The sequence below is a fragment of the Bacillus cereus group sp. Bc061 genome (assembly GCF_027715825.1).
Taxonomy (GTDB): Bacteria; Bacillota; Bacilli; order Bacillales; family Bacillaceae_G; genus Bacillus_A; species Bacillus_A paranthracis.
The window spans coordinates 63,326-88,178 of record NZ_JAQFTZ010000006.1 but is presented as its reverse complement, the minus strand read 5'-3'; the positions used below and the strand labels follow the sequence as shown (position 1 = coordinate 88,178).

Sequence of the window (24,853 nt, the reverse complement as noted above, 5' to 3'; positions counted from 1 at the left end):
CAGTTGCTTTTCTATAAAATAAATTAGACCGAACGGTCGGTTTATGAAAGGGGAATGAAAATGAACGCTTTATTTAAAAACCGAGCATTTATGCTCGTTATGGCGTCTGATATTTTACAACAATTTGCAATTTGGATCAGAAATATGGCCCTTCTATATTTCATAATGGAGCGAACGAATAATGATCCAGTTTCCGTTTCATTGTTATCGGTTATGGAATATGCACCTATTTTTATTTTCTCGTTTATCGGTGGTGCGCTAGCTGATCGCTGGAATCCGAAAAGAACAATGGTCGCTGGAGATGTATTAAGTGTAATGTCTATTATAGGAATTGTCCTGTTGTTAAAACTGGATTATTGGCAGGCTATATTTTTTGCAACACTCATTTCAGCGATTGTAGGCCAGTTCTCTCAGCCATCATCTTCGCGTATATTTAAGCGCTACGTAAAGGAAGAACAGGTAGCGAATGCGATTGCATTTAACCAAACATTACAGTCATTATTTATGATTTTTGGACCAGTGGTAGGATCACTTGTGTATACACAACTTGGTTTATTTACGTCACTATATAGCTTAATCATTTTATTTTTGTTATCTGCTATCGCTCTTTCATTTTTACCGAAATGGGTTGAACAAGAGCAAGTGGCGAGAGATTCATTAAAAAATGATATAAAAGAAGGGTGGAAATACGTTCTTCATACGAAAAATTTACGTATGATTACAATTACTTTCACCATTATAGGCTTAGCTGTTGGATTAACAACGCCATTAGAAGTGTTTCTTGTAATAGAACGCCTTGGAATGGAAAAGGAAGCAGTTCAATATTTAGCTGCAGCTGATGGAATAGGTATGTTAATTGGTGGTATTGTTGCTGCGATTTTCGCTTCAAAAGTGAACCCGAAAAAAATGTTCGTATTCGGTATGGGCATATTAGCGATGTCATTTTTAGTAGAAGGGCTATCTACATCATTTTGGATTACTAGTTTCATGAGATTTGGAACAGGTATTTGTTTAGCCTGTGTTAATATCGTTGTCGGTACGCTTATGATTCAACTTGTACCAGAAAATATGGTTGGAAGAGTAAATGGGACGATTTTACCGCTGTTTATGGGAGCTATGCTAATTGGTACTGCTTTAGCTGGAGGATTAAAGGAAATGACATCACTAGTTATTGTGTTTTGTATAGCAATGGCACTTATTTTATTAGCAATAGGGCCAGTTCTACGCATGCAAATAAAGAAAGAAGATGTCACTAATAAAGAGGAACTAACAAATTCGTTAGCGTCGAAATAACTATTGTAAGGGAGCAGAAGTGCTCCCTTTTTCTTTGGCGAACTTTTGACAACTATATGAGCCAATTATATACTGATGATGTAAAAACGATTTTACAGGTTAGGAGAAATGGTGTGAAAAATCAAATCTATGAATTACGCACTGAAAATAATATTTCACAAGGCGCATTAGCTGATAAATGTAAGGTTTCTAGACAAACGATAAATGCAATTGAGAATAATAAATATGATCCAAGCTTAGCGTTAGCTTTTCGTTTAGCGGAAGTATTAGGAACAACTGTTGATAAACTATTTTTGTACAAGCAGTAGGGGGAGTAGTTGTTGGGGAAAGAAAAGATAAGCCTTTTCGTTACTATATTAGTTGCTATAGGTACGTTAGTGTATGCACTTTACTATTGGTTAACTGAACTTCAAGTAAACTGGTATGCACTATTTATTTGTAGCATCGCGTTACATTATCTATTTAAAAGTTTGGCATCACATAGCGTCGAAGGGGATACTGAGGAGAAAGATGATTTAGAAAAACATGTATTAAAAATAAGTGCCAATGTTACATATTATGTACTCGTTGTATTAATTTTTGGCTTGTTTTTCGCATCGGTAGGCTTTAATAGATGGATTGATTTTCATAACATACCGTTATTGTTTGCGTTATGTGCTGCGATAGTTGTAAAGCCGGCTGTTGAGTTTTTAATTGTAAGACGTTATAGATAAAAAAGATCCTCTTCTTGCATGAAGAGGATCTTTTTCTTATAGCGTTTTAGTTTTCGGATTAGGTGGTGTAACGGATGTATTATTTTCAGGGACCTTAGTTAATAAAAATCCACCGATAATAAACAACACAATAATACTAAGAACACCAGCATTTGTTTTTCCTGTTAATTGCGTTGTAACACCGACTAATACTGGACCCATAATCGCGGCAAATTTGCCAAATATATTATAAAATCCAAAAAATTCATTTGCAGATTCTTTAGGTACTAGTTTTGCAAAATAGGAACGACTAAGTGCTTGAATCCCGCCCTGAGAAGTAGCAACTAACATTGCTAAAATCCAGAAATCGAGTGTCGTTTTTAAGAAATAAGCATATATGCAGATAATGATGTAAATAATAATACCGACATATAGCATTTTTTTACCGGTAAATGTCTCCGATAGTTTTCCGTACAATAAAGCGAATGGACAAGCTACAATTTGTGTGACGAATAATATGATTAATAGATTTGTTGCACTAATACCGAGGTCTGTTCCGTAAGCGGTGGACATAGTAATAATTGTATCGACCCCATCAATATAGAAAAAGTAAGCAATTAAGAACATAAAGACCGTTTTATATTCTTTAATATTTTTAAAAGTATCAGCAAGGCGTTTGAAGCTCATTGTAATTGGTCTTGGGTGACGTTCAATATAGTGCGTTTGTTCTACGTTTTTTAGCATTGGAATTGTAAATAATCCCCACCAAAGAGCTGTGATCGCAAATGAAATTTGACTAGCAATGCCGACTGATAAAGGGATAGTTCCTTTTTGAGCAAGAATGATAAGAGCGATACAACCGATAAATGGAATAGTACTCCCAATATAGCCTAAAGCGAAACCTCTTGTAGAAATTCGATCCATTCTATCTTCAGAAGTGACATCTACTAAAAATGCATCATAAAAAATGTTTGCTCCAGCAAAACCGACTAATGCGAGCATATAGCATCCTAGTAATAAGTACCACTGAGATGTTGGAACGACTGCTAGCATACTTGTAAATACGATACCGAGTCCAAAGAAGAATGTGAAAAATCGTTTTTTAAATCCTTTATAATCAGCAACTGTGCCGAGAATAGGAGCAAGTATAGAAATTAAAAGTGTTGCGAACGAGTTTGCATATCCCCAATATGCTGTTGAAGTTGCACCAGATAACCCAGCTTCTTTTGCAGCTGCTTTAAAGTAAATTGGGAATAATGCGGTTGTAATGACGAGCGAATATACGGAGTTCGCCCAATCGTATAATATCCAGCTTTTTTCTTGTCTGGACATTTTTTTCATATAATGTTCCCCCTCAAATTTGTTCTACTAACAGTGTACAAAAATAAAAATTATAAAAAGAGAAACAATGATGAATTTTACATAACTTTTACATATATACACAGTTCTTTACAATTGGAGTAAATCCTCTACAATTGATCCGTCTGTTTCACCTAAGTGTAAACCGAGTAGTCTAGCGATAGTTGGGCCTTCATCAATAAGTCTCATATACGGTATGGTAATGCCGCTTTTTATTCCTTTCCCAGCAGCTATAAAAATTGTTTCATAGTTAGGTTTTGTTGGAGAGTATCCATGCGTACCAAATGTATATTTTTTACTAGGCGTAACATCTTTTTCAGTAATTTCTTTTATAAAATCTCCTGTATAGTTTTCAGTGAAATAATATCCTTCTCGTGCTTCCAACATAAATAAACAATTACCATCTGCACCGCATTCCTTCGCATCCTCATCATGAAGTATAAATTCAATACCGTTTTGTTTATTTTGAAGCAGTTCTTCAAGGAGTAGTTGTACTTCTCGAATTGTATCGGTATCGTTTTTGTCTTTCACATATACATAGGCGGACCCATCGCAACTTTGGCAATAAGCATTCCAGTCTACTAATTTTCCTTTTGAATTTATAGAGATAAGCCCTTTTTGATGAAATAGTACATTTAATTGAATGGCTTTGTTTTCACTTAAAGCGCTATGATCACCAAGAGCGATAATAGTGCTCTCTTCGTATAGTCCACTGTCTTTTAAAGCTTGAATAATTTTCCCTAGTCGCTCATCATGTCTATGAATTGCGGCTATTGTTTCTTTTGATTCAAAGCCGTGATAGTGTCTTTGGGTGTCTAAATCGGTGAAATGTACAAACATGACATTAGGCTTTTTCGTCTGGATTGTATGCACAGCAGAAGCAAGTACGAAATCATCGAGTTCAGGTTGTGACACTCCATTTCGTATATGGCCGAAACGACGATTTAAATCTAATTGATATAGCGGGCTACCGCTAAATAATGAAACTAAAACTTGATTTTGCCACGGTCTATTTGGAAAGATTTCTGGTAAATTGTAATCAATATTTGCTCTGCCGGTAACAGGCCATAGAAGGGCAGCTGTCGTTAAATTTGCTTTATGTGCTTCATCATATAACGTTGTTCCTTGTATTGATTTTCGGTACCAATGCCAATCGGGTGATTCACGTCCAGGTTGAAGTAACGTATTGCTAACAACACCATGTTTATTAGGGTAATTACCAGTTACGATTGTTGAGTGACTTGGGTATGTTACAGAAGGATAAATTGGTTCTACTTTTTCGACAACCGTACCCTTTTTGATTAGAGATTGGAAGTGAGGTAATTTTTGTAGTATAGGAAAATCTAAAGCTGATAAACAGTCGAATGATAAAATGATGACACGATTCGTTAATGCTTTATCCATAAAGTAATCCTCCTAATTATATAAAACCTATTACTATATACTACTATTAATACCTAGTAATAAAAATATGTTTTTAAATAAAATTTATTATTTATTTTCAGAAAAGTTGAACATATAATAAGTATAAGGGAATCTATGGAAGGAGGGAATGGTATGGACTGGTTAGATGGATTTGGTATATTTTACATCATTGGCGGAATCACGATTATCCTTGTATTTGCTATTTCGTATTTACTAAAGAAACGGTTTCCAGACAAGCAGTTCGATATTATATTTGCACTTAGTCTAATACTTCTTTGTTTAGCATCCTTTCCTGTTACAATGATGGTTATTGGTGGATGGGAAGGAATGGGGTATGGGTTTATTGGTTTCTTCGTCCTACTTGGTACACTTATTGGTATGATTGCACATCAACTTTTAAAAATATCACGAAAAAGCTACGTATAAAACTGTAAAAAATGAAAAGAATATATAAAAATAAGAAAATTCACTCTTGTTTTGAAGTGAAATTTATATTATGATATTCAACAAATTTATTTTGTTATAACGATGAAAAAGGACTAGTATATGTTCAACCTTTTTAGCAGAGAGAGAATCCGTCAGGCTGAAAGATTCTTAAAAAGACAACATGGAACCTACCTTTGCGTTCTGCATATGCAGCGGGAATTTCCCGTTATCAAAAAGAGAGCATGCACAATTTTGTGCATGAATCAGGGTGGTAACGCCGGCAAAGCTCGGTCCCTATTTAGGGACGCGGGCTTTTTTGTATTTTCTAGAAGGAGGAAGACTGACTATGGCAAAAGAACAAGTACAAGCGATTACGAAGATGGAAGAGGACTTTGCACAGTGGTACACAGATATTGTAAAAAAAGCAGAACTTGTTGATTATTCAAGTGTAAAAGGATGTATGATTCTACGCCCGTACGGCTATGCCTTATGGGAAAATATGCAGAAAGTTATGGATGAGAAGTTAAAAGCAACCGGTCATGAAAATGTGTATATGCCAATGTTTATCCCAGAGAGCTTATTACAAAAAGAGAAGGATCATGTAGAAGGATTTGCTCCTGAAGTAGCATGGGTGACACATGGCGGGAATGAAAAGTTAGCAGAAAGACTTTGTATACGCCCTACATCTGAAACTTTATTCTGTGAGCACTTTTCAAAAATTGTGCAATCCTATAATGATTTGCCAAAGTTATATAATCAGTGGTGTTCAGTAGTTCGTTGGGAAAAGACAACGAGGCCATTTCTTCGCACAACGGAATTCTTATGGCAAGAGGGTCATACAATTCATGAAACAGCAGAAGAATCTCAAGCTGAAACATTAAATATTTTAAATCTATATGCTTCTTTCTGTGAAGACTATTTAGCGATACCGGTAATTAAAGGACAAAAAACAGAAAAAGAAAAATTTGCGGGAGCAAAGGCAACTTATACGATTGAAAGCTTAATGCATGATGGGAAAGCACTTCAAACAGGAACATCCCATAACTTTGGAACGAATTTCTCTGAAGCATTTGATATTAAATTTTTGGATCGTACCGGTAAGTGGCAATATGTACACCAAACATCTTGGGGCGTATCAACGAGAATGATAGGTGGACTGATTATGGTTCATAGTGATAATAATGGGCTTGTAATGCCTCCTAAAGTTGCACCAGTGCAAGTTGTTATTGTACCGATTGCTCAGCATAAAGAAGGAGTTTTGGCGAAAGCGCTAGAGTTACAAGGACATATTCAAAAGGTTGCACGAGTAAAAATAGATGCTAGTAATAAAACACCAGGTTGGAAATTTAATGAGTATGAAATGAAAGGTATTCCAATTCGATTAGAAGTTGGTCCTAAAGATATTGAAAAGAATCAAGTTGTACTCGTAAGAAGAGATACGAAAGAAAAAGAGTTTATATCAATGGATCAATTAGAAGAACGCATTCCAGCACTACTTGAGGAAATTCATAACTCTTTATTTAATAAAGCAAAAGTATTTCGTGATGAAAATACGTATAGTGTGACGAAGTTTGAAGAGATGAAAAAATTAGCTGATGAAAAGCAAGGATTTATTAAGGCGATGTGGTGCGGGGAACTAGCTTGTGAAGAGAAATTAAAAGAAGAAGTCGGAGTATCTTCTCGCTGTATGCCTTTTGAGCAAGAGCATTTAGCTGACGAATGTATTTGTTGTGGTAAAGAAGCAAAACAAATGGTGTATTGGGGAAAAGCGTATTAATGCTCTTTTGGATAGGAAGGATGAAAAGGACTTTAGGCTGCATAATAAAATGCAATCCAAAGTCCTTTTTAGTTTTACAATTTGTTTCATGTATTTTTAAGATGGAAGGATATGTTTTTATTTTGCGTTTTTACGGCGAATGAATAGTAACATACCAATTAGGAATGTTGAAAGTCCCATTAAAATAGATGCAGGATAATGTGTTGCAGTATTCGGTAACTTATCGCCTTGTTTTTTCGCGTTATCTTTTACGTTACCACCTTTGGAACTATTGCCACCTTGAGGGCCATTTCCTCCTTGAGAACTGCTATCGCCTTTACCACGGTTACCTCCATGAGAGTCATTTCCCCCTTGAGAACTGCTATCGCCTTTACCACGATTGCCGCCAGAGCCGTTGTCGCCAGAGCCATTGCCGCCAGAGCCGTTGTCGCCAGAGCCGTTGTCGCCAGAGCCATTGCCGCCAGAGCTGTTGTCGCCAGAGCCACTGCCGCCAGAGCCGTTGCCACCAGAACCATTACCGCCGGAACCACTGCCATCAGAACCGCTACCGCCGGAACCATTGCCACCAGAACCACTGCCATCAGAACCGCTAGAGCCATTGCCACCAGAACCGTTACCGCCGGAACCATTGCCACCAGAACCATTGCCATCAGAACCGTTACCGCTAGAGCCATTGCCACCAGAACCGTTACCGCCGGAACCATTGCCACCAGAGCCGTTGCCACCAGAACCACTGCCATCAGAACCGCTACCGCCGGAACCATTGCCACCAGAACCACTGCCATCAGAACCGCTAGAGCCATTGCCACCAGAGCCGTTGCCACCAGAACCACTGCCATCAGAACCACTGCCATCAGAACCGCTACCGCTAGAGCCATTGCCACCAGAGCCGTTGCCATCAGAACCATTGCCACCAGAACCATTGCCATCAGGGCCGTTGCCGCCAGAACCATTGCCACCAGAACCACTATCGTCCTGAGAACCACCGTTTCCTGGTGGTTTATTATTATCTTTTGAGTTACCTTCTGCGAAATGATCGTTATTTTGTACAATCGCATTTGTTACTGGAGAGAAGTTTTCTGTTGCTGCATTACCAATATTTAAACCACTAAAAAAAGATAAAGAAAGAGTTGATGCTAAAATAAAAATTTTCGTCATTGATTTCCTCCTGAAAAATTAATATTCCATCTAAAATACATCCCTTTGTAATATTTCATAGGAAAAAGAGTTTTATACAAAAAAATCTATATATAGAAAAAGGTGGTGTATTTCTAAAGAGAGAAAAGAGTTAGTGTAAATTCTTTATAATAGTAGAGTAGTGGGAATTTCACACACATTACAGTAGAGGAAGTGACAGCAGATGAAAGAGTATATTGCATTTGATATTGGTGGTACACACATTAAATATGGAATTGTTTCAGAAACAGGAACAGTACTAAAGCATAAAACAGTTCTAACAGAAATTCATTTGGGCGGAGAACAAATCATTCAAAAACTCATTCTTTTATCAAAAAAATTAATGGGGGAACATAAGGTTTGGGGAATTGGTATTAGTACGGCGGGAATTGTTGACGTTAATAAAGGGGTGGTGACGGGAGGTGTGGATCATATTCCGGGCTATAGTATGATTCCTATTATGAATAGATTGCAAGAGGTATTAAAAGTTCCTGTATCCATTGATAATGATGTGAATTGTGCAGCGTTTGGAGAAAAGTGGAATGGTAGTGGAAGAGAGAAAGGAAATTTTATTATGTTCACCCTTGGAACTGGTATTGGAGGAGCAATTTTTATAGATGGAGAGTTATATAGAGGGCATTCGTTTAGTGCTGGTGAATGGGGAAATATGTTAATAGAAGGAAAGCCGTTTGAAGAGGTCGCTTCCATTTCAGGGTTAATTCATCTTGTCCGAAAATATAAAGGAGAAGGTGATTGGAATGGGAAAACGATTTTCGAACTGTATGATAAAGGAGATAGGGAAGTTACGCAAGCAGTTGAGGTATTCTTTAAACATTTAGCGATTGGAATTAGTAACCTTGCTTATATTTTCAATCCAGAAATGATTGTTATAGGTGGCGGAATTACTGATAGAGGAAATCAGTTCTTAAAAGAAGTAAAAGAAGAGGTAGAAAAATATTTACAAAAAGAGATTTATAATAATTGTGAGATTGAACTTGCACAAAACGGTAATTGTGCAGGAATGATTGGTGCTATTTACCACTTCTTACATCATCATAAGTAAATTATATGAATGTTTTCATATAACTGAGAATTTATCCTTTTTATCACTAGGTAAATAATGCTACAATATAAGAGGAGAATACAATATTTTCCGTATTGGAAAATGCTTTGTAGAAAGGAAGAAACTGCATGCCTATTATTTTAGAAAAAGGTCAAAAGATCGATTTAACGAAAGGACAACCCAAAGTAGCAAAACTACAGGTTGGCTTAGGCTGGGATCCAATTGGGCAATCAGGTGGGTTTCTGTCTTCATTATTTGGAAGTAAACCAAATGTAGATTGTGATGCATCAGTTGTTATGTTAGAAGAAGATCGTTTTTTAAACAAAAACGATTTAGTTTACTTCGGAAACAAGCTTTCTACTTGTGGTAGTATTATTCATTCAGGAGATAATTTAACAGGCGAAGGCGCTGGTGATGACGAAACAATTTTCGTAGAATTACATAAAGTTCCGAGCCGTATTAATCGTTTAGTATTCGTTGTAAATATTTATGACTGTGTAAATCGTCGTCAAGATTTCGGGATGATTCGTAATGCATATATTCGTATTCAAAACCCGCAAACTGGCGAAGAATTCGCACGCTATAATTTATCGGATAATTATGCTGGCAAAACGACTCTAATTGCAGGTGAAATGTATCGCCACGGAAGTGAATGGAAGTTTTCAGCTGTTGGAGAAGGAACACAAGATAAAAACTTAAGTGAGATTGTATCACGTTATCAATAATATAAACCGAGGAGGAATTGTATATGGCATCAATTTCATTGAAAAAAGGACAAAAGGTAGACTTAACAAAAACGAATCCAGGTCTTTCAAAAGTTCTTGTAGGACTTGGTTGGGATACAAATCGTTATGATGGACAAGCTGATTTTGATTTAGATGTTAGTATCTTTTTAGTAGGTGCTAACGGTAAAGTTTCAGGAGCAGAAGATTTTGTTTTCTATAATAACCCAAAAGGTGCGAATGGTGCTGTAGAACATTTAGGAGATAACCGAACTGGCGAAGGTGAAGGCGATGATGAATCTATCAAAGTAGATTTGAAAAATGTACCTGCACATATCGAACGTATTTGTTTCACAATTACAATTTACGATGGAGAAGGTCGTAGCCAAAACTTTGGTCAAGTTTCTAACTCTTTCGTACGTATTTTAGATGAAGAAAAGAATGCAGAGTTAATTCGTTACGATTTAGGAGAAGATTTCTCTATTGAAACAGCTGTTGTAGTAGGTGAACTATACCGCCATGCAGGTGACTGGAAGTTCAATGCAATCGGAAGTGGATTCCAAGGTGGATTAGCGTCTCTATGTAACAATTTCGGTTTAGATGTAGAGTAATAGATTTAACTATCCATTAGTAAGTATATATTTACTAATGGATATGTTTTTAAAGATTAAAATATAGAGGTGAATATACATGGCCATTCAGTTACAAAAAGGACAGAAAATCGATTTAGGTAAAACAAGCCCTGGCTTAACAAAAGCAGTAATTGGTCTTGGTTGGGATATTAAATCTTATGATGGTGGATCAGATTTCGATTTAGATGCATCTGCCTTTCTATTAGACGCGAACGGAAAATGTACGAAGGAAACTGATTTTATCTTCTATAATAATTTACAGTCTCCTTGTGGATCTGTTCTACATACAGGTGATAACCGTACAGGTGAAGGTGAAGGCGATGATGAACAACTTGTTGTGGACTTAAAGAAAGTTCCAGCAGATGTGCACAAAATTGCTATTACAGTTACGATTTATGATGCGGAAGGCCGTAGTCAAAACTTTGGACAAGTAGGAAATGCTTTCGTTCGTTTAGCAAATGAAGAAACGAATGAAGAAGTTCTTCGTTTTGATTTAGGGGAAGATTTCTCCATCGAAACAGCAGTTGTCTTTTGTGAATTATACCGTCATAATGGACAGTGGAAGTTTAATGCAGTAGGAAGTGGATTCCAAGGTGGCTTAGGTGCGCTTGTAAGAGCGTATGGCTTGGATGCATAGGAAGGAAACGATATTCGTTTCCTTTTTTTGACCTTTCTATAAATCTAGCAAAGAATAGGGGATATAGGTAAGATGAGTATTTTGCAAGGAATCCTTGATACGTATGCTCAATTTTTCGACTTGGACATGTGGATTAAAGTGTTGCAGGATCCAGTATCTTGGGGATTAATAGGTACACTTGTTGTACTTGAAGGATTGTTATCTGCTGATAACGCACTTGTATTAGCGGTAATGGTAAAACACCTTCCGGAAGAAAAACGTAAAAAAGCATTATTCTATGGACTTATTGGAGCTTATGTATTTCGATTTATCGCAATTGGAATTGGAATGTTCTTAATTAAATTAGCATGGGTAAAAGTGTTAGGTGCACTTTACTTAGCATGGCTTTCAGTTAAATACTTTATTGATAAACGAAAAGGTAATGCAGAAGAAGAGGAAGCTCATGGTATGAACCAAAACAGTGTTCTCTTCAGAATGTTTGGTGTCTTCTGGGGAACAGTTGCGATGGTTGAATTAATGGATATCGCATTCTCTGTAGATAGCGTACTTGCTGCATTTGGTGTATCAAATGAAGTTTGGATTCTATTATTAGGTGGAATGCTCGGTATTTTAATGATGCGCGGTATCGCTGGTGTATTCTTAAAATTGTTAGAGCGTATTCCAGAACTTGAAACGACAGCATATATTTTAATCTTAATTATCGCAGCAAAAATGTTATTGTCTGTCATTCATATTGAAATAAGCCATACAGTGTTCTTCATTATTTTAGTTGTAGCATTTGGAGCAACATTTATACTTCACTACATGAAGAATTCTGGACAAGCTAAAGAAGAAGTTGCAGCTACTAAAGAAGACAATAAATAATTGAAATGGGTTTGCTCGTTTTACGAGCGCCCATTTTTTATAGACAGAAATAGTTTATAATAGAAGAAAGACTTAGAAAAAGTAAATGTTTTTGGAGGTGAACTGTTGTGTTTTCACGTTTTACACTTCAACCATATGCATTAAAAGATGAATCAGATTTAAAGCAATTTGAAACGCTTTTAGAAAAACGTCCACAATATGAGCTGACAGAGAATGAGATGAAATTTAGTTATATAGCATGTCGAATCCTTGGCGTTCCTAATGATGTAGATGAATATTTCAATGAACTATTTGATTATAGTGAAGCGAAAGGAATTGAAGTTTTACATGAACAAAATTTAAATAAAGTAATCGATTCGGAAAAACTTCGTCATATTCAAGAAGTGTTCGGATTACATCAAGAAGCACCAAATGGTCTAACAGTAAATAGGCTAGTGGCACACTTATCTGGGAAACAACTTTTGCCGAAAGTAGATAATCCTGATTTACAACATTATATACATACGACATTTATTTCTGTATTGAAATTATATGAGAAACAACATAATCAATCTTTAAAGACAGAAGGCTTCCGTCGTTTCTTAATCGACATGATTAAATTAAGCGAAAATTACGTAGCGAAGTGGTTCTCTACGATTAACTATAAGAAACAAATGCCGCGTATTGTTTGGTACGGTGATGCACAGGAAAGCCGTATATATTTCTTATACTTTCTTATTATGCTCGGCTGCGATGTACTTTATTATCACCCAGAAGGAAAAGATGGATTTGAGAATGTCGATGAAGAGGGAAGGACATTTATTATGTCTCATCCAGGCCGTATTGCTCTTGAACCATTTCCAGATCGCCGCCGTGAGCGTGTTGCAACAGTAGCGTATCAAGCTTCAAAAGAAATTGAGCAAGTACTTCACCACGATAATTCACTGCTGTACAAGCCGTGGCAATTCCGTTCCTATACGCCTGTAGCTCGTACATTAAAAACAACATATGATGAACTCTTTTTAATTACGAAAGAAAAGGCGTTTGTACGCCCGACATTCTTTGTTGAAAATAAACACATTTATATCCCTTCTTTATTTGCGAAAATATCAGGTGTTTCAAAGAATGATAAAGAGTATTTTCAACGATTAAAGGCTGTTACATCATTTGATAACAGTTTATTAATTAATACATTTCCGTTTACGAAAGAACAAAAAGCAAATTTCCAATACCATTATCGAGATGCATTAGACCGCGGGGGAAAATTGCATCCAGATTTAATTATGAACAGTCATTGGTGGCCACATAAACGATTGCCAGAAGGATTACAACATGGTATTGCAGAAGCGATTATCCATACGTGTGAAAGCGAAATGTGTAAACCAATTGCAAAAGAGACGAAACAAGATGTAGCGTTATATGTTTTCGCGCAACTTTCTCAAATACCACCGAATATTTTAGAACAGCTTGAGAAATTTGATTATTCACAAGATGTACCGAAAATTGTTATATTTAATAATGAGAAGAGTGGAGAGTTAACTCGTTCTGATGCTGTTTTATTACTATTTTTAAATCAAATTGGAGTAGATGTATTCCATTTCAATCCAACAGGAAGAAACGACATTGAACCGTATATTGAAGCGGAGGCATTTGATTCACATTGGCTTGAAGAAGTTAATTTCGATCTTGAGTTTCATGGTTCATCAGCCTATAAAAATTTATCACAAACAATAAAAGGACTATTTCGTCCATTTTTATAAGGAAAGGGAGATTACCATATGAATAACCCAGTCGTACTAGATTCGAAAACAGAATTAAATGAGCAAACAGCACAAGATGTTCGCTTGCAGCTTAGACAAGATGCAGATGTACAACGTATTTATAATGCGGTAGATATTAAAGATCAATTAGAATTAATCGAACTTGGAAAAGAACCTTCTATGGAAATTTCACGTTTCGCTGATCAAATTTTACATACAATGTCATTATCAAAAATAGAAGATTCGGGTGAATTATTAAAACAACTTGGTAAAATTATGGACCGATTCGATAGCAAAGACTTTGCGGAAGAGAAAAGCGGTTTCTTCTCACGTATGTTCAAAAAAGCGGATAAAATGATTGAACAAATCTTTAGCAAGTATCAAACGATGGGCCGTGAAATTGATAAAGTGTATGTGGAAATTACGAAGTATCAAGATGAAATGAAAAAATCAATTGGTACGTTAGATGGTTTATATGAGCAAAACTTAAAATATTATTTAGACTTAGAAAAATACGTAGTAGCAGGAGAAATGTTATTAGAGCGTTTAAATACAGAGTTAGTTCCGATGTATGAGGAGCGTGTACGTAATAATGATCAATTAGCAGGTATTGAATTAGAGTCGCTTAAAAACTCTGTTGAAATTTTAGAACAACGTATCGATGATTTAGAAAAAGCACGTATGGTGGCGTTACTGACAGCACCACAAATTCGTATGATTCAACGTGGTAATAATAAATTAATTGGTAAAATCAATACAGCATTTATTACAACGATTCCTATCTTTAAAAATGGTATCATTCAAGCGGTAAATGCGAAGCGTCAAAAGCTTGTTGCAGATTCTATGGCTGAACTGGATCGCCGTACAAATGAATTACTGAAGAAAAATGCACAAAATATTGCGACGCAAAGTGTGGAAGTAGCGAGGTTATCAGGTTCTTCTAGTATTAAGATGGAAACACTTGAGGAAACTTGGAACATTATTTCAAGAGGTATGCAAGAAACACAACAAATTGAAGAACAAAATAAACGTGAGCGTGAAGAAAGCCGCAAACGTATGGCTACATTAACAGAGAACATTAAAAAAGAATTACAAGGATAAAGTGAAACTTTAATCAGTGGGGTTTTGTTCATTCCCGCTGATTATTAGCCTTCACCGATCGGATGTTTACTGCCGGTGAATAGTGGGGTAAATGAAAAGGCAATGAGGAATAGTCCTCATTGCCTTTTAGTTTTTCTTCACTAATTTAATGATTTCATTCACAACAAGCGGAATGATACTTAATAAGAGAACAAATCCCCAATCTCGCATCGTTAATGCATGCACACCGAATATATTTGCAAGGGGCGGAATGGAGATGATACAAACTTGCATAAGAACACCGATAAGAAGGGAGAAGACTAAATATTTATTTGTAAAAATCCCAATTGAAAAGATCGATTTCGTTCTTGAACGCAAGTTAAATGAATGAACGAGCTGAGAAAAACTAAGAACGACAAATGCCATCGTTTGAGCGTGTAATAGAGCATCCTCATCAATTTGCTCTGGGAAAAGAGGGAATAGATGTGTATCTCCAGTATAGAACTTTGCTCCGGCGATAAAGGCTATTAGCGTCAAAAGGCCAATGACAACCCCATTGAAAATAAGGAAAGGAACGCTACCACTAAATAAGCTTTCTTTCGCATGTCGTGGTTTTTCCTTCATCACATCAGGATCTTCAGGATCAACCCCAAGTGATAATGCAGGCAGCGTATCTGTAATTAAATTCACCCACAAAATGTGAATAGGTCGTAGTGGTGTTGCCCAGCCGAGTAAAATGGCTAAAAATAAAGTGATAATTTCTCCGAAGTTACAAGAGAGTAGGAAGAGAATTGATTTTTTTATGTTACGATAAATGTTTCTACCTTCCTCAACAGCTTTCACGATAGATGAGAAATTATCATCTGTTAATACGACATCCGCTGCCCCTTTTGCAACATCTGTTCCTGTAATGCCCATCGCTACGCCAACATCTGCTTGTTTTAAAGATGGAGCGTCATTGACGCCATCACCAGTCATAGAAACGATATTGCCTTTTGCACGTAATGCTTTTACGATCTTTACTTTATGTTCTGGAGAGACTCTAGCGAATACATGTAAGCGATCAATTTTGTTTGCTAGTTCTGTATCTGAAATGTTGTCTAATTCAGTTCCAATCATAATTTCAGATATTTCTTCAGCGATGCCAAGTTCTTTAGCAATTGCAAAGGCGGTATCTTTATGGTCACCAGTAATCATAACTGTGCGAATACCGGCTTTTTTACATTCTGTAATTGAATCTTTTACTTCAGTTCGCGGTGGATCAATCATACCGACAAGACCAATAAAGATGAGATTTTCTTCGAGATGATCTATATCCACATCGTTTGAATTGTATTGTTTAAATGCGAATGAAAGTACTCTTAAAGCTTCTTGAGACATTGACCCAGCGGCTTCTAATATTTGATCTTTATCAGCATCTGTTAGAACCTCGATTTTACCGTTTTTAAATATGTGGGTACATCGAGGTAAGAGTTTATCGATAGCACCTTTCGTCATGCTATAGTAGCTTTCATCATATGTATGCACGGTTGACATCATTTTACGATCTGAATCAAAAGGTAGCTCATTTACACGTTCATGTATTTTTTCTAAATGATCTTTTTGCATATTAAAGGTGCTCCCGGCAACGAGAAGAGCAATTTCAGTCGGGTCTCCCGTTTGTGAGTCATTATTGTAAGATGCATCATTACATAGCACCATATTTTCTAACAATAGACGTTGCACATCATTATTTACGTTTAAATTTTCTAATTGATCGTATGTGTTATCACTATAAAAGTGAGTAACGGTCATTTTATTTTGTGTTAACGTACCTGTTTTATCTGAACAAATAATTGTGACAGAACCGAGAGCTTCAACAGCTGGTAGTTTCCGAATGATAACATTTTGTTTAATCATACGCTGCACACCAATTGCAAGAACGATGGAAACGATAGCTGGCAAACCTTCTGGAATAGCTGCAACGGCTAAACTAATTGCAGTCATAAACATTTCTAGTGTATCTCGTCCTTGTAAAAAGCCGATGAGAAACATCACGATACAAATAGCTACAGCAACAAAGCCTAAATACTTTCCGACTTGTGCTAAGCTTTTTTGAAGTGGTGTCATATCATCGTCTGCTTCATGTAACAAGGTAGCAATCTTACCAATTTGTGAGTTCATTCCAGTTTCAACAGCAACACCAACGCCTCGTCCATATGTAACAAGAGTAGACATAAAGGCCATATTCTTTTGATCACCGAGTGGTACTTGTTCATCACTTTGCATGGAAGGGTGGTAGATTGCATCTTTATCAACAGGGACAGATTCACCAGTTAGAGCAGATTCTTCAACTTTTAAATTTGCGGTTTCGATCAGGCGTAAATCGCATGGGATATATCGTCCGGCGTCGAGCATAACGATATCACCTGGAACGACGTGCTCAGATGGAATTTCTTTTAGTTCACCATTTCGCTTGACGATAGCTTTAGGTGTCGCCATCTTTTTCAATGCCTCTAAAGCTTGTTCTGCTTTCGATTCTTGGACGACACCGATAACAGCATTTAAAACTACAACGAGCGCAATAATACTTGCATCAGCCCATTCACCTACAAAGGCTGAAATAAGGGCAGCAATAATAAGGACATATACGAGGACGTCATTAATTTGGGCGAAAATACGTTGCCATAAAGTGCGTTTTTGTTTTGTAGCTAATTCATTAAAACCGTATTGCTTTAAACGTTCACTTGCAATTTCTTCTGTTAAACCGTGTTGTTCATTTGTTTCTAAGTCAATTAATGTTTGGTCTTTCGTCTTACTGTACCAATTGCTCATAAGTAAGCACCTCCAGTAAAAACAGTTAGCAATGGTAGTGTTGCTATTATTTGTGAGTAGTATGTATGGAGAAAAAATCTAAGGTGAGGTTCTACTTCTATTGTACAATATTTTACAGTTGATTGAGGGAAAGAGAAGAGTTGTCATGAATTTGTTGGAAGTAAAAAAGAGCCCCATAAGCGAGGCTCCTTTACTTTTTAATTAATGTACCTAATTCTTCTGTAATAGCTTGCATTTCACTAATGCTGAATGTTTCACGTTTCATAACATGCTCATAAATGTCACGTAAGTCTTCGTACATTTCTTCATTAAAGCTAGCAGCTCTCATCGCTCCAGCATTAACCATACGTAATTTTTCTTTAATAGCTTCAACCATATATTCAACGTTTTCTTCTGACTTTACGGATAAATCCACCGAAGTGTCCCCCTTTAAAATAACATAAGGCTATCTTAACATTTTTTATCATTTTCGTTAATGAATCTTTTCAATCCTATTAAATTAGTAGGGATTTCCTTTATATTCACTAATTGGTTGTTTATACTATAAGTATATATAAAGAAATGCACCAAGAAAGGAAGAAACAAAAATATGGTTCAAGTATTGTTTGTTTGTCTTGGGAACATTTGCCGTTCTCCGATGGCAGAAGCGATTTTTCGAGATCTTGTCGTAAAAGAGGGACTCGAAGAGAAAATTGTCATTGATTCTGCAGGAACTGGAGATTGGCATGTTGGCCATCCGCCACATAAAGGAACACAAAAAATTTTAAAAGAAAATGCAGTCACTTTTGAAGGAATTAAAGCAAGGCAAGTAGAAAAAGAAGACTTAACAAAGTTTGATTATATTATTGCCATGGACAACAAGAATATAGCAGATTTAAAAAGTTTAGGTAAAACTGGAGGCTATATTGGTAGGCTGTCCGATTTTGTTCCAGACGGTGGCTGGACAGACGTTCCCGACCCTTACTATACAGGGAATTTCCAAGAAGTATATGACCTTGTAACAGAAGGGTGTGCAAAGCTATTAGCTTTCATTCGAAAAGAACAAGGAATATGAGGAAGCTTAGAAAGAAATACTTTCTAACATAAGAAATGAAAGGGTGAAGGAATATGGCAAAGAAAAATAATATTGCTCGAAACATTGCGATTGGTGTAGCTGCAGGTGTAGCTGTATCTATGTTGAAGAAAGAAAACCGTGAAAAAGTAAAAAATACTGCAGAAAAAGCAAAAACAAAGATGATTGAAATTGGTGAAAATGCAAAAATCAAAGAAAAAGTGCAAACTGTTACAGATAAAGGACGCGAACTTGCTGATTTAAATGTAGTGAAAGCAAAAGTAGCAGAAATTAAAAAATTGACGCCGTCTGTTGTAGAGACGTTAAAAGAAACGAAAGAAATTTTTAGTAAGAAAAAGGTTGAGCCAGCAGAGAAGCCAGAAACGATTGAAATTCAAGCTGTTTCTCCAAAAGTAGATGAACTGAAAGCAGAAGAAGAGCCGGTAGTTGCTGAAGATGGCGGTATGAAAGAAGCGCGTGAACTATTTATGAAAGACTCCAATGTAGAGGAAAAAAAAACTGAAGCGTACATTGAGTTGAAGCAAGATAAAGAAGAGAAGAAAAGCGTTTAACCATATATGAGAAAAATTTTAGAAAAGGTGAGAAGAAATCGTACTTATTCGTTTGGTAAAGATTTATATGACCGAACGATGCGCGATGATGTAGCGGGCTTGGCAGCACAGCTCGCTTATTTCTTCTTGCTTGCGATTTTTCCTGGGCTTGTTTTCTTAATTACGCTTCTTGGATTCATTGACCTTCAAACAGAAAGTGTGCTCAACTTATTAGAACCGTACGTACCTGAAGATGCAATGTCTTTAATTGAAGTAAACGTGGATAAAGTTGTAAATGAGCAAAATGGTGGTTTATTATCATTTGGTTTATTATCAATGCTATGGTTTGCTTCAAATGGTGTAAATGCGGTGATGAATGCTTTTAACCGTGCGTATGATGTAACAGAAACACGTTCTTTTATTAAAACGAGGGCGTTATCAATTGTATTTACATTAGCGATTATTTTTATGATTGTGTTTGCACTAATTGTTCCAGTGTTTGGACAAGTCATTGGGGCAGCTGTATTTAAAGCAATTGGTTTATCGGATAGTTTTTCTTACGTGTGGAGTATTACGCGTTTAGTAGCGAGTTTCTTCGTGTTATTTGCATTGTTTAGTTTTTTATATACATTTGCACCAGATCGAAAATTAAAAAGAAGAGAAGTCATTTCAGGAGCAACATTTGCTACTGTAGGATGGATTGTGGTATCGTACTCATTTGCTTATTATGTAGATAAGTTTGCGAATTACGCCAATACATATGGTGGTCTCGGTGGTATTATTATTTTAATGTTATGGTTTTACTTAACTGGATGGGTAATTTTACTTGGCGGTGAAATTAATGGTTTACTCCATCATTATAGAACGGGTGACAATAATTCCCGTAATGAAAAGTGAGCTCTTGTTCCATAATAATAGGGAACAGGGGGGATATTTCATGAGTAATAATAAAAAGAATCACAACAATAAAAATAACAATAAACAAAAGAGTAGTTCGCATCCAAAGCATAAAACGAGTGGTAGTGCAAACGGGCATAATAGCTACCATTAGAAAAAACGGGTCCTCTAAGGGACCCGTCTTTATTTGTTTCCTTTTAATAATCGTAAGCCATTTAAAATAACAAGAATCGTACTTCCCTCATGCCCGATAACACCGAATGGAAGAGCTAAAAATTGCATGAAGTTTGAACAAATCAGCATTGCAATTACAGCTAGTGAAAAGATTACGTTTTGCTTTACAATACGGTTCATTCGTTTTGATAAACGAATTGCTTGTGAAAGTCGAGATAACTCGTTCTTCATAAGTACAACGTCTGCCGTTTCTAAAGCTACGTCTGTTCCTTCTCCCATCGCTACACCAATGCTAGCAGTAGCGAGTGCAGGGGCATCATTTATACCATCTCCGACCATTGCTACTGTCCCGTATTTTTCTTTTAGCTTTTTAATCGTTTCCACTTTTGTTTCTGGTAAGCATGATGCGTAATATTCCTTTATATTACTTTCAGAGGCAATTGCTTTTGCTGTTTCTTCATTATCACCAGTAATCATAATTGCTTCGACACCGATGCTTTGTAATTCGCGAATAGCAGCTATCGTTTCTTGGCGAAGTGTATCTTTTAAAGCGATAAGCCCAAGGATGCCATCCTCGTCACTAATATAAACGACAGTTTTACCTTCTTTTTCAAGGGAAGCAGAAATACCATTATGAAATGTCTTTGTTTCTTCACCAATAAAATCAGCTTTACCTATTTTATAAGCTTTGTTTTCGAATGTTCCTTTTAGCCCAAAACCAGTTATATCTTCAACGTTTTCTGGTTTTTTTAATGTAATGTCATACGCATGTTTTGCATACTTCACAATAGATTCAGCTAAAGGATGTGTAGAGTGACTTTCAATTGCTGCTGTAATAGAAAGTACTTCTTTTTCTGTCATATTTTCTCGAACATATACATCTGTTACAGTAGGTTTTCCTTCTGTTAATGTTCCTGTTTTATCAAAAGCAATTGCTTTTACTGAAGCGAGACGCTCTAAATGTATGCCACCTTTAAAGAGAATTCCGTTTCTTGCGCCGTTAGAAATAGCAGATAACGTTGCTGGTGTAATGGCAGCAACGAGTGCACAAGGAGATGCGACTACAAGTAAAATCATAGCGCGATAAAACGTTTCATTCCAGCTCCAATCTAGTAAGAAATGAGGGACGAACATCATAAGCGCAACAACGAGTAGTACACCTTTTACATATGTTCCTTCAAACTTTTCGATGAATAGTTGTGATGGTGATTTTTCACTTTGTGCACTTTGAACGAGACGGATAATCTTTTGGAATAATGTTTGATCGCTCGGCTTCGTAATTTTAACTTCGATAGCACCGCGTAAGTTTACAGTACCAGCAAATACTTCATCACCATGTTTTTTTTCATTTGGAATAGGTTCACCAGTAATCGCTGCCTCATCGATATTTGTTTCACCGCTATGAATCGTACCGTCAGCAGGAACGCGCTCACCTGGCTTAATTAAAATAATGTCGTTAATTTGTAATCGTCCAACAGGAACACGTTCCTCGGTTCCATTTGAAATACGTAATGCTTCTTCAGGTTGTAGATTAAGAAGCGCTGAAATTTCTTTTTGGCTTTTACTTAATGTATAAGATTCCATTGCACCGCTTAGTGCGAAAATAAAGATTAAAATCGCGCCTTCTGCCCAGTAGCCAATAATTGCAGCACCGATAGCAGCAAAGAGCATAAGCATTTCGACATTTAGCTCTTTCTCCTCAATTGTATCTTCAATACCTTCTTTTGCTTTTGCATATCCACCAACTATATAAGCAAGGATATAGCAAGTAATGCCTACATTCATTACATCGTTCTTTGTGAATAACCAACCAGCTAAAATGAAAATACCAGATGCGATTGCAAATATAAGTTCATAATGTTTCTTTAATGTATCCCATAAAGAGGGATGAGAAATAGACTTTTGTACTTGTAATGTTTTTACTTCTGAGTTCATTACTACTCGCTCCTTCCAAATTCTTATTGAGAAAAATAATCAAAATCGAAACCCCTATAAAACGACGAAAGCTGCCATCCATAATGGATAGCAGCATTTCTGTTGAATCTGTTTTTAACAGTTATTATGTTGTAATTATTCTATAGTATAGCATATGTTTTCGTTAGATGATATGTTTTTGTTTGCGTATAAACTGAAAACTTGTGTTTTCACAGTTCCTTTGGTATATATGAATATTGTTCGTAAAAAGATCGGAAAGGAAGACAACAAGTGAAGACAGAGAAATTTTTTACCCATCCGATTGGCGTGTTTATTGCTGCAATAGTAGCGACTTTTTTATGGGGGAGCGCATTCCCTTTTATTAAATTAAGTTATGCTGAACTTGGAATTCAGCCACAAGAAGTTGGGGAGCAAATATTATTTGCTGGTTATCGTTTCTTCTTATCTGGGGTTATGCTTTTATTCTTCTTTAAAGCGTTAGGAAAAGATATGAATTTCAAAAAAGGAACGGGGAAGCAGTTAGTACAAATTGGTTTATTTCAAACATTTCTTCAATATATATGCTTTTATATTGGAATGAGCTATAGTTCTGGTATTGAAGGAGCTATCATTTCAGGAACCTCATCATTCTTTCAAATTTTACTCGCACATTTTTTATATAAAGATGATGCTCTTAATGTGAGAAAAGTAATTGGAGTTTCTATCGGCTTCTGTGGTGTCATTTTAGTAAATGTACCGAGTGATGGTAGTTTGTCATTCCATTTCGGAATTGGTAGTTTATTACTTCTGATTGCAGCAATGTTGTACTCGTATGGGAATATATTGGCGAAAGAAGGTAGTAAAACATTAGATATTGGCTATATGACAGCCTACCAAATGATTTTTGGTTCTATCGGACTATTATGTATAGGGGCTGTGCAAGTTGGAGTTATGCCATTTACATTTAGTATACATGCAATACTAATGCTTATCTATTTATCTTTCTTATCCGCAGCAGGATTTTGCATTTGGAATACAATTATGAAGTACAACAAGGTTGGAAAAGTATCAATGTACATGTTCTTCATACCCGTATTTGGTGTGTTATTATCGAGCATGATTTTAGGAGAAGCAATTCATTCATTTGTATTATTCGGTTTAGCATGTGTAGCCGCGGGAATTATCGTGGTGAATCGTACGCCAGCTAAGCAGAAAATGGAGCAAGAAAAACAAGTAGCATAAATAACAGGAAAACGATTAAAAAAGAAGAACAGTACTGTTCTTCTTTTTTTATGTAGAAAAAGGATAATAGACTAGGTGTAACGAAAAAAGATACAAAAAGCATTTTATTGGGGAGAACATATTATGAATCTACTTTACATGGTGTTAATTGCACAAATCATTCTTTTTTTAATTGGTGTAATTTATGCAATAGGACAGACAAAAAAGAAAAGAAATAATATGCCGTTACCTTTAGCGGTGCGTCTTATTCTTAGTTTTTCTTTAACAGCAAGTGCAATTTGGATATGGTTACAAGATCCATCAGTAGATTATAGTACGTGGGTTGCACTAGGTATGACGTTATCAACTGTAGGGGATTTATTTATGGCAGGTTTAATTCCAATTGGTCACAGGCTAATTGGAGGGATGATTACTTTCGCGCTTGCGCATTGTTTTTATGTAAAAGCATTTTTGCAAACAGGCATTTCATGGAATGGTTTTTGGATTGGTTTACTCGCATACGGACTCTTTCTCATTATAGGATGGTTCTTTTTTATTCGAAATGAGAAACAAGATAAATTGTTTACGATAGGAGCGCTAATTTACGGATTGTGGGTTGGAGGAATGGCTTGCTTTGCATTCGCCTTATACTATGAGAATACAGGAATATGGTGGATACCAGCTTTTGGTGGTTTACTATTTGTGATTTCTGATTTTATTATTGGCGTGACAGATATTGGAGGGCGCAAATTAAAGTATGAACCACTTTGGATTTGGTTTACATATGTAGCGGCTCAAATGTGTATTGTATATGTGGGAATATAAAAGGATACTCTTCGAATAGTGTATAGACTATTTGAAGAGTATCTTTTTTGTTACTATGCTACAATGTTTTTTTGTTGTAGAGCAGAAAGGCTGTATTCATCTGCTGCTTTATAACCTTGGGATAATAAATCATTGATGTAAAGCTTGTTGTAAATAAAGCAGAAGACTAAGTTAGAGAATCCGAATGTAAACATACTAGCGACTAAAATAATTAAAAACCATTTCCAGTCTCCACGGAATATAGCAGGGAAGAAACCAAAGAAAAATACAGTCCAACTAAAACCAATTTTTGCTTGTTTAATTTGACCGGTATTTTCATTTTTAAGCATAACTTTCATAGAAAAAGTCCTCCTGAGTAACTAAAAATATAATGATAAATGCAAGGTATAGTATATCAAAATAATACATTCTTGAATATTATTATTTGTATTTTTGTAATATTATAATTTCGCAATTCAGAATTTTGTGGAAAACATACAGTTGAAGTCTTTATAATAAAAGTAAAAAGACGATGAGATGGT

At 36.1% G+C, this 24,853-nt stretch carries 24 protein-coding genes and 1 other annotated feature; of the genes, 17 read left to right on the top strand and 7 right to left on the bottom strand.

The annotated features are described in order from the left end of the window. Positions 1-60 precede the first annotated feature (60 nt). From PDQ40_RS19575 to PDQ40_RS19565, 3 genes are read left to right on the top strand one after another with little or no spacing between them, the layout of a single operon-like run. Positions 61-1,293: an MFS transporter gene (locus tag PDQ40_RS19575; RefSeq protein WP_270691594.1), complete on the top strand. Its 1,233-nt coding sequence runs from the start codon at positions 61-63 to the stop codon at positions 1,291-1,293. A gap of 56 nt (positions 1,294-1,349) precedes the next feature. Next, positions 1,350-1,601, top strand: a complete 252-nt coding sequence (locus PDQ40_RS19570; protein ID WP_001996603.1) for a helix-turn-helix transcriptional regulator — start codon at positions 1,350-1,352, stop codon at positions 1,599-1,601. 12 nt (positions 1,602-1,613) lie between these two features. Continuing rightward, positions 1,614-2,006, top strand: a complete 393-nt coding sequence (locus PDQ40_RS19565) for a hypothetical protein (RefSeq protein WP_214328559.1) — start codon at positions 1,614-1,616, stop codon at positions 2,004-2,006. Positions 2,007-2,042: 36 nt separating this feature from the next. On the opposite strand, the gene PDQ40_RS19560 is transcribed toward PDQ40_RS19565, so the two are convergent. Both PDQ40_RS19560 and PDQ40_RS19555 read right to left on the bottom strand, forming a co-directional pair. After that, positions 2,043-3,326, bottom strand: coding sequence for an MFS transporter (locus PDQ40_RS19560; RefSeq protein ID WP_000738822.1), 1,284 nt, complete (start codon positions 3,324-3,326; stop codon positions 2,043-2,045). Positions 3,327-3,434: 108 nt separating this feature from the next. After that, positions 3,435-4,748, bottom strand: a complete 1,314-nt coding sequence (locus PDQ40_RS19555; RefSeq protein WP_000356448.1) for an alkaline phosphatase family protein — start codon at positions 4,746-4,748, stop codon at positions 3,435-3,437. Between the two features lie 153 nt (positions 4,749-4,901). On the opposite strand from PDQ40_RS19555, the gene PDQ40_RS19550 reads away from it, so the two are divergent. Then, the gene (locus tag PDQ40_RS19550; RefSeq protein WP_000383851.1) at positions 4,902-5,195 is read left to right on the top strand and encodes a YesK-like family protein; all 294 of its coding nucleotides are present in this window, start codon (positions 4,902-4,904) and stop codon (positions 5,193-5,195) included. 93 nt (positions 5,196-5,288) lie between these two features. Then, positions 5,289-5,494: a binding site (T-box leader), on the top strand. A 47-nt stretch (positions 5,495-5,541) separates the two neighbouring features. Further along, positions 5,542-6,972: a proline--tRNA ligase gene (gene proS, locus PDQ40_RS19545; RefSeq protein ID WP_001040964.1), complete on the top strand. Its 1,431-nt coding sequence runs from the start codon at positions 5,542-5,544 to the stop codon at positions 6,970-6,972. A gap of 117 nt (positions 6,973-7,089) precedes the next feature. Here the strand turns inward: proS and PDQ40_RS19540 are convergent, their stop codons facing one another. Beyond that, positions 7,090-8,130, bottom strand: coding sequence for an LPXTG cell wall anchor domain-containing protein (locus PDQ40_RS19540; protein WP_270691593.1), 1,041 nt, complete (start codon positions 8,128-8,130; stop codon positions 7,090-7,092). A 202-nt stretch (positions 8,131-8,332) separates the two neighbouring features. Between PDQ40_RS19540 and PDQ40_RS19535 the strand changes: the two genes are divergently transcribed. From PDQ40_RS19535 to PDQ40_RS19505, 7 genes are all read left to right on the top strand, one after another. Next, positions 8,333-9,211, top strand: coding sequence for an ROK family protein (locus PDQ40_RS19535; RefSeq protein WP_000666104.1), 879 nt, complete (start codon positions 8,333-8,335; stop codon positions 9,209-9,211). A gap of 128 nt (positions 9,212-9,339) precedes the next feature. Then, positions 9,340-9,936: a TerD family protein gene (locus PDQ40_RS19530; RefSeq protein ID WP_001121580.1), complete on the top strand. Its 597-nt coding sequence runs from the start codon at positions 9,340-9,342 to the stop codon at positions 9,934-9,936. 23 nt (positions 9,937-9,959) lie between these two features. Continuing rightward, a complete protein-coding gene (locus tag PDQ40_RS19525; RefSeq protein ID WP_000146722.1) occupies positions 9,960-10,544 on the top strand; it encodes a TerD family protein in 585 nt (194 codons plus the stop codon). 79 nt (positions 10,545-10,623) lie between these two features. Then, a complete protein-coding gene (locus PDQ40_RS19520; protein WP_001007533.1) occupies positions 10,624-11,202 on the top strand; it encodes a TerD family protein in 579 nt (192 codons plus the stop codon). Positions 11,203-11,274: 72 nt separating this feature from the next. After that, entirely contained in the window at positions 11,275-12,066 is a 792-nt protein-coding gene (locus tag PDQ40_RS19515) for a TerC family protein (protein ID WP_000025699.1), read from the top strand. A 107-nt stretch (positions 12,067-12,173) separates the two neighbouring features. Beyond that, positions 12,174-13,805: a YceG family protein gene (locus tag PDQ40_RS19510; protein ID WP_163258092.1), complete on the top strand. Its 1,632-nt coding sequence runs from the start codon at positions 12,174-12,176 to the stop codon at positions 13,803-13,805. Positions 13,806-13,823: 18 nt separating this feature from the next. After that, positions 13,824-14,906: a toxic anion resistance protein gene (locus tag PDQ40_RS19505; protein ID WP_001064413.1), complete on the top strand. Its 1,083-nt coding sequence runs from the start codon at positions 13,824-13,826 to the stop codon at positions 14,904-14,906. A gap of 126 nt (positions 14,907-15,032) precedes the next feature. Here the strand turns inward: PDQ40_RS19505 and PDQ40_RS19500 are convergent, their stop codons facing one another. Together PDQ40_RS19500 and PDQ40_RS19495 are read right to left on the bottom strand one after the other, a co-directional pair. Further along, positions 15,033-17,699 (bottom strand): cation-translocating P-type ATPase, encoded by a 2,667-nt coding sequence (locus tag PDQ40_RS19500; RefSeq protein WP_270691592.1) that lies wholly within the window; start codon positions 17,697-17,699, stop codon positions 15,033-15,035. Between the two features lie 190 nt (positions 17,700-17,889). After that, a complete protein-coding gene (locus tag PDQ40_RS19495) occupies positions 17,890-18,114 on the bottom strand; it encodes a DUF1128 domain-containing protein (RefSeq protein WP_000366197.1) in 225 nt (74 codons plus the stop codon). A gap of 174 nt (positions 18,115-18,288) precedes the next feature. Between PDQ40_RS19495 and PDQ40_RS19490 the strand changes: the two genes are divergently transcribed. The 3 genes from PDQ40_RS19490 to PDQ40_RS19480 are packed head-to-tail and all read left to right on the top strand — an operon-like array spanning position 18,289 to position 20,198. Further along, complete coding sequence (locus tag PDQ40_RS19490) at positions 18,289-18,753, top strand: low molecular weight protein-tyrosine-phosphatase (protein ID WP_000250909.1); 465 nt, start codon at positions 18,289-18,291, stop codon at positions 18,751-18,753. 53 nt (positions 18,754-18,806) lie between these two features. Further along, on the top strand, positions 18,807-19,322 hold the full coding sequence (locus PDQ40_RS19485; RefSeq protein WP_001085393.1) for a DUF4075 domain-containing protein: 516 nt from the start codon (positions 18,807-18,809) through the stop codon (positions 19,320-19,322). Between the two features lie 6 nt (positions 19,323-19,328). Next, positions 19,329-20,198: a YihY/virulence factor BrkB family protein gene (locus PDQ40_RS19480; RefSeq protein WP_001226530.1), complete on the top strand. Its 870-nt coding sequence runs from the start codon at positions 19,329-19,331 to the stop codon at positions 20,196-20,198. 183 nt (positions 20,199-20,381) lie between these two features. Here the strand turns inward: PDQ40_RS19480 and PDQ40_RS19475 are convergent, their stop codons facing one another. Then, on the bottom strand, positions 20,382-22,307 hold the full coding sequence (locus PDQ40_RS19475; RefSeq protein WP_270691591.1) for a heavy metal translocating P-type ATPase: 1,926 nt from the start codon (positions 22,305-22,307) through the stop codon (positions 20,382-20,384). Positions 22,308-22,577: 270 nt separating this feature from the next. On the opposite strand from PDQ40_RS19475, the gene PDQ40_RS19470 reads away from it, so the two are divergent. Beyond that, positions 22,578-23,528 carry a DMT family transporter gene (locus tag PDQ40_RS19470; protein WP_242231557.1) on the top strand — a complete coding sequence of 317 codons (951 nt, stop codon included), beginning with the start codon at positions 22,578-22,580 and terminating at the stop codon, positions 23,526-23,528. A 123-nt stretch (positions 23,529-23,651) separates the two neighbouring features. Continuing rightward, positions 23,652-24,332: a lysoplasmalogenase gene (locus PDQ40_RS19465; RefSeq protein WP_001051050.1), complete on the top strand. Its 681-nt coding sequence runs from the start codon at positions 23,652-23,654 to the stop codon at positions 24,330-24,332. 53 nt (positions 24,333-24,385) lie between these two features. On the opposite strand, the gene PDQ40_RS19460 is transcribed toward PDQ40_RS19465, so the two are convergent. After that, the gene (locus PDQ40_RS19460; protein WP_000867043.1) at positions 24,386-24,670 is read right to left on the bottom strand and encodes a hypothetical protein; all 285 of its coding nucleotides are present in this window, start codon (positions 24,668-24,670) and stop codon (positions 24,386-24,388) included. Positions 24,671-24,853 lie beyond the last annotated feature (183 nt).

What these genes read in the sequence shown, in the direction of transcription:
- PDQ40_RS19575 (WP_270691594.1), top strand. Translation starts at nt 61, where the DNA reads ATGAACGCTTTATTTAAAAACCGAGCATTTATGCTCGTTATGGCGTCT.
- PDQ40_RS19570 (WP_001996603.1), top strand. Translation starts at nt 1,350, where the DNA reads ATGAGCCAATTATATACTGATGATGTAAAAACGATTTTACAGGTTAGG.
- PDQ40_RS19560 (WP_000738822.1), bottom strand. Translation starts at nt 3,326, where the DNA reads ATGAAAAAAATGTCCAGACAAGAAAAAAGCTGGATATTATACGATTGG.
- PDQ40_RS19555 (WP_000356448.1), bottom strand. Translation starts at nt 4,748, where the DNA reads ATGGATAAAGCATTAACGAATCGTGTCATCATTTTATCATTCGACTGT.
- PDQ40_RS19550 (WP_000383851.1), top strand. Translation starts at nt 4,902, where the DNA reads ATGGACTGGTTAGATGGATTTGGTATATTTTACATCATTGGCGGAATC.
- proS (WP_001040964.1), top strand. Translation starts at nt 5,542, where the DNA reads ATGGCAAAAGAACAAGTACAAGCGATTACGAAGATGGAAGAGGACTTT.
- PDQ40_RS19540 (WP_270691593.1), bottom strand. Translation starts at nt 8,130, where the DNA reads ATGACGAAAATTTTTATTTTAGCATCAACTCTTTCTTTATCTTTTTTT.
- PDQ40_RS19535 (WP_000666104.1), top strand. Translation starts at nt 8,333, where the DNA reads ATGAAAGAGTATATTGCATTTGATATTGGTGGTACACACATTAAATAT.
- PDQ40_RS19530 (WP_001121580.1), top strand. Translation starts at nt 9,340, where the DNA reads ATGCCTATTATTTTAGAAAAAGGTCAAAAGATCGATTTAACGAAAGGA.
- PDQ40_RS19525 (WP_000146722.1), top strand. Translation starts at nt 9,960, where the DNA reads ATGGCATCAATTTCATTGAAAAAAGGACAAAAGGTAGACTTAACAAAA.
- PDQ40_RS19520 (WP_001007533.1), top strand. Translation starts at nt 10,624, where the DNA reads ATGGCCATTCAGTTACAAAAAGGACAGAAAATCGATTTAGGTAAAACA.
- PDQ40_RS19515 (WP_000025699.1), top strand. Translation starts at nt 11,275, where the DNA reads ATGAGTATTTTGCAAGGAATCCTTGATACGTATGCTCAATTTTTCGAC.
- PDQ40_RS19505 (WP_001064413.1), top strand. Translation starts at nt 13,824, where the DNA reads ATGAATAACCCAGTCGTACTAGATTCGAAAACAGAATTAAATGAGCAA.
- PDQ40_RS19500 (WP_270691592.1), bottom strand. Translation starts at nt 17,699, where the DNA reads ATGAGCAATTGGTACAGTAAGACGAAAGACCAAACATTAATTGACTTA.
- PDQ40_RS19490 (WP_000250909.1), top strand. Translation starts at nt 18,289, where the DNA reads ATGGTTCAAGTATTGTTTGTTTGTCTTGGGAACATTTGCCGTTCTCCG.
- PDQ40_RS19485 (WP_001085393.1), top strand. Translation starts at nt 18,807, where the DNA reads ATGGCAAAGAAAAATAATATTGCTCGAAACATTGCGATTGGTGTAGCT.
- PDQ40_RS19480 (WP_001226530.1), top strand. Translation starts at nt 19,329, where the DNA reads ATGAGAAAAATTTTAGAAAAGGTGAGAAGAAATCGTACTTATTCGTTT.
- PDQ40_RS19475 (WP_270691591.1), bottom strand. Translation starts at nt 22,307, where the DNA reads ATGAACTCAGAAGTAAAAACATTACAAGTACAAAAGTCTATTTCTCAT.
- PDQ40_RS19465 (WP_001051050.1), top strand. Translation starts at nt 23,652, where the DNA reads ATGAATCTACTTTACATGGTGTTAATTGCACAAATCATTCTTTTTTTA.
- PDQ40_RS19460 (WP_000867043.1), bottom strand. Translation starts at nt 24,670, where the DNA reads ATGAAAGTTATGCTTAAAAATGAAAATACCGGTCAAATTAAACAAGCA.